Raw genomic sequence first — 14,624 nt, 5'->3', positions numbered from 1 at the left:
CCTCCTTTATTAATTCTTGGCTAACTTAACTTCTTCATATTAGAAAGTTTTTCAGCAATCACCTGGCCAATTTCAGCAAGCGGTCCTGGTTGACACATATCCTTATGCCGGCAATTGATATTATGCTGTTCAATTTCCCCATGGATGAATGGGTTCCATGTTTCTGGGTGAATGGGATCAAACCAGTCCGGAATGATCGTCGATCTAAAGAACATCACATCCCCTTTAAAGGTCTTTGGTTTATACTCACTCATGATCCGAACTGAATTCACATATGTTTCTTTTAGGTTTAGGATCGTTTCTTCTTCTAAACTAGCCAATGCACTTCCGTCCCGACGCAGTATTTCTATGGCACTGGCATTATCCAACGGCTTGTCTCCTAAACTATCAGGGTCATATCCACCCAATGCAAGCAGTGCGATTAAAGCTTCCTCATCATCCGGAGCCTCGTTTATGGGTAGGAAATGACTTGGATATGCATCTAGGATTGCGACAAGGCGAACGTCCTCTCCCTCATTTTGCAGTTGGGTTGCCATTGCATGAACGACATTGCCTCCGAGAGACCATCCCAATAGATGGTATGGCCCTTTTGGCTGGATCGTCCGTAACTGAGCGATATAGTCCGCTGCCATTTCAATCAGCGTTTTCGGGAATTGCTCTTTCTGTGAAATGCCTCGTGCTTGTAACCCATAGATTGGATAGTCAGGTCCTAACGCAGTCATCAACCCAGCGTAGCACCAGCTAAGTCCACCTGCTGGATGTACACAAAATAATGGAAGTTCTATCCCCTTTTTCCTAAGCGGCAATAGGACATTCAAAGCACTTTGGCTTGTACCCATTTCAAGTCTCTCAGCGAGCCCCGCAACAGTCGGAGCCTCGAATAGGTTACCAATACTCAGCTCAACACCAAGCGCTTCACGGATTTTGCTCATCAGATGGACAGCTAGCAGCGAGTGACCACCTAGATCAAAGAATCCGTCATCTATTCCGACATGAGGCAAATCAAGAACCTTCATAAAAAGGTCGCAAAGAATCTCCTCCTGTGGAGTTCTCGGACCGCGCCCCGATTCAATGGCACCGAATTCCGGCGCCGGTAATACCTTGCGATCCAGCTTACCATTTGGTGTCAAAGGTAATTCTTCCATTTCAACAAAAGCGGAAGGGACCATGTAATCAGGAAGACCTTCAGCAACGAAGCGACGTACATGTGCAGAATCAATAGTTACATTCGAAGCAGGTACGACATATGCGACCAAACGCTTATCACCTGGTTTGTCTTCGCGAACCACTACCGCAACTTGTCCAATATCGGAATGTTGAGCAATCGATGCCTCGATTTCACCCAATTCAATACGGAATCCGCGTATTTTAATCTGATGATCGGCACGCCCCATATAATCCAAAGATCCATCCTCGCGCCACCGAGCCAAATCTCCAGTGCGGTACATCCTGTCACCTGATAAACTGAATGGGTTCGCGACAAAACGGTCCGCCGTCAAACCTGGGCGGCCTAAATAACCACGGGCTAGTCCAGGGCCGGAAACATAGAGTTCCCCCACCACTCCTGGCGGAACTGGCTGCAAGCTGGCATCTAACACATACACTCCCAGGTCAGGTATTGCACAGCCAATGAGGCTATTTGCTTTTAGTGATGTAATATTCCGATTAAGCTCAAGATAGCTAACATGAACGGTCGTTTCCGTGATTCCATACATGTTGATTAGATATGGCGAATTCTCCGGATGACGGCTATACCAATCCTCCAAACGACTTAGTTCAAGTGCCTCTCCACCATAGATCACGTAGCGTAATGCAAGGTCACGCCCTAGTGCCGGTATTTCCCGATCCGCCTGCATTAATTGATAAAATGCTGATGGGGTCTGATTTAGTACCGTTACTCTTTCTTTCACAAGTAGTTGTAAAAATTCCTCCGGTGACCGGCTGACTGAATGAGGGACGACAACTAACTTGCCACCGTGAAGTAAAGCTCCCCAAATCTCCCAAACTGAAAAATCAAAGGCATAAGAGTGGAACATGGTCCACACATCATCAGAATTAAATTGGTACCAATGTTCCGTAGATCCAAATAGTCTAATTACATTCTGATGGGGAACCACGACCCCTTTTGGTACACCGGTAGAACCAGAAGTATAAATAATATAAGCTGAATTTAAAGGTGATAATGGTTGAATTCGATCACAATCCGTTGCATTGAGTGTAGAATGTTTTGCCAATTCTTCTATCGTACTATCTTCATCAAGTATAATTTGCCTGATATCATGCATCTTGGGAAGCTTCGCAGCTACACTCGAACTTGCTAGGACACAAGCAGGCTGAGCATCTTGAAGCATGAACGTTAATCTATCATTTGGATATTCAGGATCTAAAGGCACATACGCGGCTCCTGCCTTGAGTACAGCAAGCAATCCTACAACCATTTCCAATGATCTAGGCATGGCCAATGCGACGAATTGCTCCGGCCCTACTCCTTTAGCAATCAGCAGATGGGCAAGCTGATTCGCTTTTTTGTTTACCTCTTCATATGTCAATGAAGTGTCCCCATATACCAAAGCAATATTGTGAGGATGCTTTCTTACCTGTTCTTCAAATAGTGCAGGTATGCTCGTCTGCGTTATCTCCTTTGAACTTCCATTCCAATCCACAAGAATTTTTTGGCGCTCTTCAGGTGCCAGTATATCCAAAAGTCCAATATGCTGATCCGGTTCCGAAATGGCGCCGTTCAATAACCTTAATAAACGATATATTAACATCTCGGCGGTCTCCTGCTTAAATAGATCTGTACTATATTCAAGGAATCCACTAATCCCATCCGGACTTCCATTTTCAGCATGCACTTCACGGAATTCCATGGTCAAATCGAATTTCGAAGCACCTACGCTATATAACTTCAGGTTGGTTTGAACCCCTGGAAGGTCCAATTTAATATCAGGTGTATTTTGCAGCGCCAACATGATCTGGAATAATGGATGCTTAGCTCGGGACCGAACTGGATTTAATACTTCTACCAGACGCTCAAATGGTAAGTCCTGATTCTCATAAGCATGTAAATTGACCCTTCGTACCCTGTCAAGAAGCTCCCGGAAAGTAGGGTCACCGGATGTATCCGTCCGTAACACCAAGGTGTTGATGAACATCCCTACCAGGTCGCTTAAAGCATCATCACTTCGACCTGCTATCGGACTTCCGATTGGAATATCGTTACCGGCTCCAAGTCGAGTGAGGAGCGCAGTCAGACCGGATTGTAATACCATAAATAAGCTGACGCCATTTTCACGAGCCAAATCCAATAAACGTTGATGCATTTCGGGATTTATCGAAAAGTCTATCATATCCCCGCGATAACTGGATTCCAGGGGACGTGGATAATCAGTAGACAATTCCAATTGATCTGGCAGGTTAGCTAATGTCTCTTTCCAGTAATCCATTTGTTCATTGGCTAAACTGGTTTCATCACTTTCGCTTCCTAAAAGATTTTCTTGCCAGAGCGCATAATCGGCATACTGTACAGGTAACGGCGGTAAGTAAGGGTCAACACCTTTACTTCGCGCCACATATGCTGTGTTCAGATCGCGAGTAAGGGGTGTAAGGGACCATCCATCTCCTGCAATATGATGTAATAATAAAACCAATACATGCTTGTCAGGGGCCATCGTGAAAAGCTGGGCACAAATGGCCGGTTCTTTTGCAAGATTGAAACTATATCTCGTAGCGATAAAAATTTCTGCTTCAAGCTCAGCCTCGTAAATGTGTGATACCAATAATTCCACTTGCGCCTCGGAAGGATCTAGCACATATTGATGAGCTGTACCCGATGTAACGGGAAAGAGCGTACGTAAAGTTTCATGGCGCTCGACTACATCATTGATCGCAGCTTCGAGTGCCCCGTTATCAATTTCGCCGGACAATTCAACAACGAGCGGAATATTATACGTTGGGCTAGGTCCTTCAAGACTATGAAGAAACCATAATCGCCGCTGGGCAAAGGAAAGAGGTACCTGTTCTGGTCTATGTACCCTTTTAATAGGCAACCTCGCACTTCTCCCGTTAGAAAGCTGTTTGACAAGACCTGAAACGGTCGGTGTTTCAAACAGTTTACCAATGCCTATTTCAACTCCGAATGTATCTCTTATTCGCGCCATCAAAGTAGAGGCAAGAAGAGAGTGACCACCTAAATTAAAGAAGCTATCATCGATACCGACCCGTGAAAGACCAAGAACCTCGGCGAAAAGATCACTGACGATTTCCTCCTGCGGTGTTCTAGGAGCGCGATCAGAAACAAGTGTAGTGAGATCAGGAGCGGGCAATTCCTTCCGGTTGAGCTTTCCATTTGGAGTCAATGGCAATTCATCCATCTCAACGATCGCGGATGGGACCATGTATTCCGGCAAACCACTACCTACAAATTCTCGAATTTCCACAATATTTGCTGGCACATCTAAAGAAGGAACGATATAGGCAACGATGCGTTTATCCCCCGGCTGATCTTCGCGAACGATGACAGCAGCTTGTTCAATATCAGGATGATGGGTGAGCTTTGCTTCAATTTCCCCTAGTTCAATACGAAATCCTCGTATTTTAATTTGATGATCGGCCCGACTAATATAATCCAATGTGCCATCGCCAAGCCAACGAACAAGATCGCCGGTTCGATACATGCGGCTACCCTTTGAACCATACGGATTAGCGACAAATCGCTCAGCAGTTAAATTCGGGCGACCTAAATATCCACGTGCCAGCCCTGCACCGGCAATATATAATTCCCCTACAGTTCCTTTAGGAACAGGCTTCAAAGCAGCATCCAGTACATAGACCTGTGTATTCCAAATGGGCTTGCCGATGGAGGGCATACCCCCCTGATTCGGATCAAGCGTAATGGATGAAGACCATATTGTCGTTTCCGTCGGTCCGTACAGATTCGTCACTTCACATCCTAATTGATGTAATGCGTTGGTTAGACTGATTGAAAGTGCCTCTCCTCCTACTAGCACTCTAAGATTCTTTATCACTTCAGGATAATTCGCTACAAGTGAATGCAAAAGCGTAGGTGTGGCCTGCATGATGCTTATATCATGTTGAACGATTATCTCAGACAAAGTCTTAGGGTCTTGAACCGTTTCCTTAGCAGCTATGATACAGCTTGCCCCATTCAGAAGCGGCATGAAGATTTCTAAACCGGATATATCAAAAGCAATGGTTGTAACTGCCAAAAGCCGATCCTGATGATTTATAGAAATTTCGCTTTGCATCGAAGAAAGGAAATTAATAAAGCTTGCCGATTGGATCACGACACCCTTTGGCTTCCCGGTAGAACCTGACGTGTAAATCATATAAGCCGGGTTAAGTGGGGACATGGTTCCCTTTCTTTTACTATCCTCCACGTTTATATCCGGCTGATTCCTCAGAGCAGTAATGGTCTCTTTCACATCCAATACGATGCGCTCCGTTCCTTTGGTATCAGATAATTTAGAAGCAATCCCTTCACTAGTTATGATTGCTACAGGTCTGGCATCATCAAGCATGAATTCGATTCGATCTGATGGATAATCTGGGTCAATAGGTAAATAGGCCGCTCCGGTTTTTAACACAGCCAACATGGAAATGACCATATCCACTGAACGAGTCAAGGCTATAGCCACGAATTTCTCTGGTCCCAGTCCCTTCTCCAAAAGGAGGTGCGACAGTCGATTTACTCGCTCGTTTAAATCCTTATAAGTAAGAATAGCATTTTCATCCATTACGGCTGTCAAATCAGGGGTTTTAGAAACTTGATCCTCGAACAATCCTGGTAAAAGCTCAGATGTAAGCTCTTTTGCCGTTTGATTCCATTCAAGCAGGACTTGCTGGTGTTCCTTAGGTAAAAGAAGCTCCATCCCCCCAATCGATTGACTCTTCTCTGCAATCACTAACTTTTCAAGAAAATTCAAAAAACGCGAATGATGTGTAGCTAAATCTTCGATGCTATAAACTTCTGGGTTAGCATCTAGATCGATCCTCAGCCCTTTTCCATCAGACTTGTCATAGATGTTAATCGACAAATCATCGACAGGACCAGTGGCTAGCTTATGTGTGACCGCCTTACTTCCTGAAAAATCGAGTCCATAATCAAAAGGCATGATATTAATTTGCGGTCCGAATAATCGCTGATTATCACCAAGTAATTTAAGGTTACGTCGCAATTCTTCATGTCGATAATTTTGATGGCGGCGGATGGTTCGGACTTCCTTCGACACCTGCTTCACTAACTCTTTAAAACTCATCTCTGGCTGTACAGACAACCGCAGTGGCAACAGATTCATTACCATACTAGGTATATTCAAAGAAGAAGAACCCAAGCGGCCCATCATCGGTAAACTCAGGATGACATCTTCCGAACCTGTCAAGCGGTTCACATAAACGGCAGTTACTGCAATCACCACTTCATGCCAGCTTCCTGAATATATATTCGCATTCGCTTTTAAGGCTTGTGTAGCGGAAGATGATAGATAACCAGTTTGACTAAGTAAGCCTTTAGAGGTCCTAGGTGCTCGATCAGCTAGGCTCATAACCTCCGGCTGATCTGCAAAACGTTCTTGCCAAAACTGGCGATCAATGTCGAATTTTTCGGATTCCTGGTACGCCTTATCTTCCTCAAGAAGTGAACGTAAAGGAGAAAAAGCACCTTCGTCTAAACTATGTCCTTTTTGAAGTGCCGTGTATAGTTTGGCTACCCGTTGTGATATAAGTGAAAATCCAAATGCATCCATGACAATATGGTGAATGCGTTGATACCAGAAAAAGCGGTCTGAATCCACCTTGAATAAGACCTGATTGAAGAGCGGGTCACTTTTCAGATTAATTGGATGAGCCAAATCTTTTTTCATCCATTGTATAGCCTTTTCCTGAGAATTTTCCTCTCTACTCATATCTATGAAATTAAAAGGGAAATCAATCGATTCTCCGCTGCTTTGAAACGGTCCATTGTAATCCTCGCCAAAGCGGACATGTAAAAACTCCGCCTCCTTAACCACCTGCCTCAGTGCCTGTTCAAAATGCTCTATATCAATCTGTCCAGCAATTTCTATGTATTCCCCTGTGTTATAAATCGGGTTATCTGGCTCCAACTGCTGAGCAAACCAGATACCGGATTGTGCGCCGGACAACGTCCAGCGCACATCTTGATCTTGAATATTAAGCACTCCGCCTTACCTCCCTTCTGTTTTTAATTCAAGCTAACACCTTTTGTGAAGATAATAGTTCCCACCAGGCGGCGATCGTCGGTTTTTCAGCCAACTGCATGAAATTAATCTCTGCCCCTTTTCCCCTTAGGATTTCAACAAGGCTCATCAATCTAATCGAATCCATTCCTATATCCACTAGATCCTCGTTGTCACCGATATCCGATGGTGATTCACCTAGGAGATTAGCGATTTGAATCCTTAGGCCATCCAATGTCAAACCATGATTATCATTTTCTTGTACTGCCCCTGCCGATGCTTGTTCACCGCTATTCAATTGTTCCAGCAACCTGGATGTAGATATTGTGACAGCACAACGTTCAGCTGCATATTTAATCGCCATTTTATGTTCCTCTAATGAAAAGTCCGCTACTGCATCCGTTACCAGGAATGGCTCAACATCCAGCATAAAGGCCTCACTTGCTGTTAGAAGACAGCCGATATGTGCATAGACTCCACAAATGATAAGTTGATCACGGCCTTGCTCCCTCATCATTTCGAGAAGATGCGTCCGCTTAAATGCACTATAACGCCATTTAGTAAGGACAATGTCCTCCTCGCTTGGAGCAACCTCGTCAATGACTTTTGTTTGATTGATATCATCATCAAGTCCTGGACCCCAAAAATCGGTAAGCAGTGCACGATCCTCAGGATTTTGATTGCCTGGTTGTGCTGTATAAACGACAGGGATACCCAAGTCCACACAACGACTTTTTATTGACTGTATATGCGATATCAGTTCCGTTATCGGTGAGTCGGTTACTGTATAGTAATCAAGGAAGTATTGTTGCATGTCATGAACAAGAAGCACTGAACGCGACGGATCTACTTTCCACGAAACTTTATTTTTTGGTAACTCGGATTCTACAGGCATTGCATATGGTGTGATAGCAGGAATAGCCATCAAATCACTCCTTCTATTGTTTTTTATTTACTTCAGCGTAATTTGATTATTCAGTTTATCTGATATAATTTGCCGCAACGCTTTTTTACTCACTTTACCTAAAGGCGTTTTTGGGAAGGAATCGGTAAACTCAATTCGATCAGGAATTTTAAATGCGGCAAGTCCCCGCTCCTTCAAGAATTGTTTAAGTTCCTTTGCCGTAGGGGCCTTCTGGCGCGGTATCACAAAGGCGCATGATCTCTCCCCTAAATAATTATCGGACATGGAAACGATGGCTACATCATGTACCTCCTCATGTGCCAAGAGATGGTTTTCAACTTCCTCAGCGGCAATCTTTTCTCCGCCACGGTTGATTTGGTCCTTATCTCGTCCTTCTACAACTAAATAGCCAGTTGCGTTCATACTTACTAAATCACCTGTTCGGTAGAATCCATCAACCGTGAATGCCTTCGCATTATGCTCTTCGGCTTTGTAATAACCACGTATGGTGTAAGGGCCTCTTGTTAACAAATGCCCTACTTCGCCCTGCTCAACATCCCTGTCTTCCTCATCGACAATACGAATTTCATCATATTTCGACATCGACCTACCTTGAGTATTAATGATTATCTCTTCAGGATCGTTTAATCTTGTATAGTTAACTAATCCTTCAGCCATGCCAAATACTTGTTGTAACTTACACCCAAAAACGGGATATACCCGACGGGCAGCTTCCGCACTGAACTTCGCTCCGCCAACCTGCAGCACTTGGAGACTGGATAAATCATGATCACGGCTGGATATGGCATCAAGCCATCTCAAGGCAAGGGGCGGTACAAGAGCAGTAATCGTCACACCTTGTTTTTCAATTAGCGGAAATGCTTCGTCAGGACTAGGGCCTGGTGAAAGAACCACCCTGCCTCCCGCATAAAGCGTGCCAAGGACACCTGGCGAGCTCAGTGGAAAGTTATGGGCGATTGGCAACACGGCGAGATAAACACTATCCTTGTCTATCTGGCAAATTTCGGCGCTAACCCGCAAACTGTATATATAATCATCATGTGTTCTTGGGATCAGTTTTGATAGGCCTGTACTTCCTCCAGATAATTGAAGAAAGGCAATGTCACTTGAAGTCACTTTTGCTTCGCTTTTCTTTGGATCGATATATAAATCCGCCAAATTCACAAATTCCTCTGCATCACCCATGACAATAACGGTCAATTTTGCATTCTTTTCTTTTGCACCTCTTGCTAGAGTACGATGGTCGAAACCAGCGTGCTTATCAGGGATGATATAGGCAACCGCCTCAGCGAACTCGCAAAAATAGTTAATTTCACTGCTTCGATGTGATGGAAGGGCAAACACTGGCAATGCACCTAATCTGAACAATGCAAAACAAACTTCAAAGAACTCGATTACGTTGGGAAGCTGGATGACTACCCTGTCCATTTTCTTTATCCCCAATTCCTGTAATCCTGTAGCCAAACGACCGGCCCTATTATCCAATTCAGCATAACTCATATTTCTGTCCCCGCTTGTAATAGCGATCCGTTCCCCATGTTTCTTGGCAAGATCACGCAACAATTCCCCGAAGGTTTCCCCTTTCCAGCACCCCTCCCTTTTATATAAATCTATATAATCCTTAGGCCACGAAGAACATCCTGTTAACATCCTTAATCCCCCTACACACTTTAGTTTAATGATTTTGCATCTATTCCCATTGCACGTAGCATCGTTTGAAATTTAGCCGATGTTTCCGCTAATTCCTCTTCTGGTTTCGATTCTGCAACGACCCCCGCTCCAGCGAATAAGCGAAGAGCCTGTTTCTCCACCTCCGCGCACCGAATGGTAACGATCCACTCGCCGTCTCCTTCTGAATTGCACCAGCCGACCATACCCGTGAAAAATCCACGATCGAACGGTTCGATTTCATGAATGACTTCTCGGGCCAATTCAGAGGGTGATCCACAAACAGCAGGAGTCGGATGAAGCGCGATTGCTAGCTCCAACGAGGAAGTTGCTGGATCTTTAAGCTCTCCTGTTACTTCTGTAGAAAGGTGCCACATGGTTTCGGTATGTATCACTGATGGTTTTTCTGGCACATCTATCTTTTTGAAAAATGGTCGTAGAGCTTCTGCTACGGCCTGTACGACAACAGCATGTTCATGTAAATCCTTAGCGGAGGAGAGTAACTCGTCCGCCCTTCTCTTATCCTCGATTGGATCATTACTCCTTGGCCTAGAGCCTGCCAAAGGGTTTGCCACCACCTGTAATCCCGTTCTTGAAACAAGCAATTCAGGGCTAGCCCCAATTAGGGTTTTCGAGATTTGGAAATCCGCTTTTTCCGTTTCTGGCTGAGGTAAATCCACGGCAAAGGTATAACCATTCTTATTGTGTTGTGCCAAATTTTGAAGTAGCCGATTGATATTCACCGTTTCTGATGAAGTGAGGTGCAAGGATCTTGATAGTACAATTTTATCAAGATGGCCGCTTTTAATATGAGTAAGTCCTTGTTCCACACCCGCCTTATATTGAGAAGGCTCCGGTACCGATTTGATTTCATATATAGGCTTCTCCGTTTTCGCAGGTTGGCCGGTGCATGTGTCTTGCATAGGGACTGATGTCCGTATATTTGCGGGTACAATGAGTTGGACGTCCTTTCTATAATCGAAGGGTACGGCACCCGTTACCATTGGATTGGCATGACCTTGCTCTTTTGCAGTTTTTAATACAGCCGCCACCCGTGCTGCAAGGCTTTTCATTTGATTACGGTTTTCCTTATCACTTGGAACTGTCAGAAAGGAACCTTTTCCAAGTAATGTTTGAGAAGGCGTCGCCAGGAAAAAGTCACCAACCTTATAATCGTCCAACAGCTGTTTTCCCAATTCAGTTGAATTCTCTTTAATCTTCATCATATTTTAAAACCCTCCAATTCGCGTAATGTTCCTACTCATAAAGAATGGTCCGTGTCATGCACCTAAAGTTGCCCCGCCATCCACACATAAATTACTCATCGTAATATGGTTCGACTGATTGGATATGAAAAATATAATGACATCGACTATATCAGAAGGCATGGCTATTTTATTCAGTGGTATCCCTACTTTGAATGTCTCAGGCATCCCATTTATAACAGCTTGTGCGCCATTTTCGTCGTTCCACATCGACCATTGCATCTCAGTATCAGTAGAACCAGGCGAGACGATGTTACAGCGAATATTATATTGGGCCAATTCCAACCCTAAACACTTAGTGAACATGACGGCAGCTGCCTTGGATGCTGCATACGCAGCCAATGAAATTCTTGGGACACTTGCTGCATTGGATCCCACCGTGACAATCGAACCTCTTTTTCTTGTTATCATGTATGTGCTCACTGAACGGGAGACATTAAAAACACCAGTGGAATTGACGGCAAAGGTCTTTGCCCAATCTTGGTCACTATATGATTCAATCATTCCTGTGTAAAGCACCCCAGCTACATTGACTAGTGTCTCTATTGGACCAATATCACGTTCAATTTCATCAACTATGCCAACGATTGCAAGACTATCACTTACATCCGCCGTAAAGGCATATACGTCCAAACCTTGAGACTTCAATTCATTTACGTGGCCATTTAGTTTTTCAGCATTATAATCAATTGCCGCCACCACCATACCCAGCTTCGCTAAAGCCTGGACGACTGCGGCACCGATACCTTGAGCACCTCCCGTTACAAGTGCAACTTTTCCACTACATTCCAAAAAGTCCACCATGCCACTCCCTTTCCTAATCCAAGATTTCAATGTATAGTAGCCCAATTACCATCCCCCGGATAGACGGGAGATACATGGCTTAATCCATTAACTATTGCTGTAAAATACAAGATTCTAAATAATAATGATAATCATTATCAGTTGGAATATACAGGTAATAATATATATTAAAAAGTTAATGGTCAAGTACCATTCGATAATTTACTAAAAAAGACCTATTACTTTTAGGGCACATTTCCCTTCAATCCAAAACGCAAGGTAATAAGACCCTGTTTTCTGTTGGTTTCCATTAATCGATCGTAACCTCTCTGCTATCTCATCCATTTTGTTCTCAAGGCAAAAAGATTTCTAATATTATTAAGAGGTGGGGAGAAAATATTATTTAGGAGATAATATTGTTCAAATTGTATCCATTATTATTTTTATTTCTTGTAGGATTAACAGGTTGGTTTGTGAAGAAGATTATCAAAAAAAAAAAAAATAGATTAAAAAATCAGAGAAAACGTTTATCCATTACCTTAATGTGGTATTTTTAAATAGAATTTCAATTAAAGGGAGGAAGAAGTATGCCTTTATTTTCACAAACGATAACTGATTTTTGGCGGAAGCAATTTTCGAATGGAAACGTCCTCTATAGGGATGAAGTCTTCACTGTGGCCACCAACCCTGACCTGAGCGAAGACCGTCGGATCATGGTGCTGGAAACCTCCGACGGCCAGGTTATGGCTGTCTTGACTCCTGTGCTGGCTGATAAGTTAGGCCTATATCAACGACAAGACCTGTCTGAGCAAACCTTTCGTCGAAAATTGAATGAAGCAGGAGTCACTCTACATGGCGCAGATTATCTTTTTTATTTTTCTGAAGCCGATAAGAACGTATTGTTGCAAGAAAATTTTGAAGGTACATTGCGCCGGTTAACAGAGCAAGATGATGCTGTTTTCTCCGAGTTCCAGTCCTCCGCTTCGGAACAAGACTTGGATGATGCTTATGTGGAATTGGATCATTGGGCGGTGTTCGGCTCTTTTGAGCAAGATAGACTGGTCAGCGCCACTAGCATGTATCCCTGGGAGAATGCTCAAATTGCGGATCTCGGCGTACTGACTCTGACATCATTTAGAGGAAAAGGTCACGCCCGCAAAGTGGTGCGTTCAATTAGCAAGTACGCCTATAATAAGGGATACGAACCTCAGTACCGATGCCAGCTCGATAACCAGGCGTCTACGTCTCTGGCTAAAGCGGCGGGTTTGACGCTGTTTGGAAAGTGGGAAGTGATTTCTCCCGACTCCAGTAACTGAGAGTCCGACTCAAAATTAAATTCTCTTTATACAAGCTCTTGAGGCGCGGCGCGTCATGAGCCAAATGGCTGCGATAAGCAGTTACCCTGTCACTAGGTCTTATATAATCAAAGATGCCGATTTCCTTAAGCGAACAAGAAATCGGCTTTTTATATTGGGGTATAAAGTCCAGGAATTATCTTAATTTTAAAATTTTATTCTCAAAACAAAAAAAACGATTAATACCCAAATATGAGCTAATCGTTTTTATTAATGACGATGAAATATTTTCATTTATTATTTTAGGGATTCTAATGATACATTATATTTTGCGAGTGTTTCTTCTAAGTTTTTTAAATACTTCTCAGAATTATTTTTATTCGCATTATACGTGTTCATATAAAATTCATCTTGTTTATCTGCATAGGATTTCAAGCTTTTATATACCCCCTTTTGATATCCGATGTAATTATGAAGGGCATGCTGAATTTCTTTTTCAGAATCTGACGCAGGAATAATGTCAACAGTTTTATAATACTCAATTTGCTGATTTGCTAACTTTAGGAATTTTTCACGATTTTCTGTATTCTCTAAATACGACGCATCAGTTACAATGCTTTTTATAACCTTTTGTATTTCTGATGTAGATTGTGCCAATTCAACCTTTAATACCGTTTCTAAGCTTTTCTTAAAGTCATTCGAAACTTTTGTATCAGCCACTACTCCCATAGTTTCAACCTTATGGGCTGCTTCATCACTACTACACCCTGTCATTAAGATCGAGCCCGCCAACACTACAGAAAGAATGGAAAATGTGTCTTGTTTTTTTAGTTTTCGCATAAATTGCCTCCTAAAGTTTAATGTGTTGATTTTACTTTTTTATGCTATATACATAATTTATTAATAATTTTAATTAATTTCCGTTTTATTTACTTATAAGTCTCCTTTTTTACTGTCATCTTTTCACCTTTACTTCAGTAATATTGTGTATAAGCCTCTATGAATTTCCTGATGTATATAGTTATGCCACTTTTTTTTACTTTCTACTCCAAAATTGTTGACATTTTTCCTTTTATTTCTACAAGCTCTTAGTAATAAAAGACTGCATAAAAAAAAGACTGGCTCAGTTTACATGAAGGCAGCCCGTAATTTTACGCTGTAAAAGCGCATTGAACTTGTATCTCCTTTTACTTCGAAAACACCTTTAGCTATCAATACGCTTAATCTGTATCGTATAAATTCATCCCCTATATAATTTTCAATATTGCCAAATGCTTTCCCAACTAACCTAGCTGACTTCATAAATTCCTCTGACTCTTCTTCTGTTCTATCCAGAACTTCTTTATGTACATATTTTGCACATTCAATAATAAAATCATCATAATGTAGCATTAGTTGAAATAATTATGCCATCTTGTAAATAACGCAAAACATTCTTAGACTTAGCAAGTTGCTGCTACTCGTTGAGGAGATT

At 42.7% G+C, this 14,624-nt stretch carries 8 protein-coding genes; 1 reads left to right on the top strand and 7 read right to left on the bottom strand.

The window, feature by feature from the left end; all coding sequences use genetic code 11:
• Nucleotides 1-20 precede the first annotated feature (20 nt).
• Genes ACZLO7_RS11465 through ACZLO7_RS11445 form a run of 5 tightly spaced genes read right to left on the bottom strand, consistent with a single transcriptional unit; the run spans nt 21 to nt 11,873 of the window.
• Entirely contained in the window at nt 21-7,196 is a 7,176-nt protein-coding gene (locus ACZLO7_RS11465) for a non-ribosomal peptide synthetase (protein WP_464939276.1), read from the bottom strand.
• 28 nt (nt 7,197-7,224) lie between these two features.
• A complete protein-coding gene (locus ACZLO7_RS11460; RefSeq protein ID WP_464939275.1) occupies nt 7,225-8,139 on the bottom strand; it encodes an isochorismatase in 915 nt (304 codons plus the stop codon).
• A 27-nt stretch (nt 8,140-8,166) separates the two neighbouring features.
• Nucleotides 8,167-9,789: a (2,3-dihydroxybenzoyl)adenylate synthase gene (locus tag ACZLO7_RS11455; RefSeq protein WP_464939274.1), complete on the bottom strand. Its 1,623-nt coding sequence runs from the start codon at nt 9,787-9,789 to the stop codon at nt 8,167-8,169.
• A gap of 20 nt (nt 9,790-9,809) precedes the next feature.
• Complete coding sequence (dhbC, locus tag ACZLO7_RS11450; RefSeq protein WP_464939273.1) at nt 9,810-11,033, bottom strand: isochorismate synthase DhbC; 1,224 nt, start codon at nt 11,031-11,033, stop codon at nt 9,810-9,812.
• 54 nt (nt 11,034-11,087) lie between these two features.
• Nucleotides 11,088-11,873: a 2,3-dihydro-2,3-dihydroxybenzoate dehydrogenase gene (locus ACZLO7_RS11445; protein ID WP_464939359.1), complete on the bottom strand. Its 786-nt coding sequence runs from the start codon at nt 11,871-11,873 to the stop codon at nt 11,088-11,090.
• A 569-nt stretch (nt 11,874-12,442) separates the two neighbouring features.
• On the opposite strand from ACZLO7_RS11445, the gene ACZLO7_RS11440 reads away from it, so the two are divergent.
• On the top strand, nt 12,443-13,171 hold the full coding sequence (locus tag ACZLO7_RS11440) for a GNAT family N-acetyltransferase (protein ID WP_464939272.1): 729 nt from the start codon (nt 12,443-12,445) through the stop codon (nt 13,169-13,171).
• 276 nt (nt 13,172-13,447) lie between these two features.
• Here ACZLO7_RS11440 and ACZLO7_RS11435 read toward each other — a convergent pair whose 3' ends face one another.
• Together ACZLO7_RS11435 and ACZLO7_RS11430 are read right to left on the bottom strand one after the other, a co-directional pair.
• Complete coding sequence (locus ACZLO7_RS11435; protein ID WP_464939271.1) at nt 13,448-13,990, bottom strand: hypothetical protein; 543 nt, start codon at nt 13,988-13,990, stop codon at nt 13,448-13,450.
• A gap of 288 nt (nt 13,991-14,278) precedes the next feature.
• Nucleotides 14,279-14,542, bottom strand: a complete 264-nt coding sequence (locus ACZLO7_RS11430; RefSeq protein ID WP_464939270.1) for a DUF3658 domain-containing protein — start codon at nt 14,540-14,542, stop codon at nt 14,279-14,281.
• Between the last annotated feature and the right edge of the window lie 82 nt (nt 14,543-14,624).

The sequence above is a fragment of the Viridibacillus sp. d25.2 genome (assembly GCF_055456015.2).
Note: the sequence above shows the minus strand (reverse complement) of the source record. Positions and strands in the feature narration are given on the sequence as shown.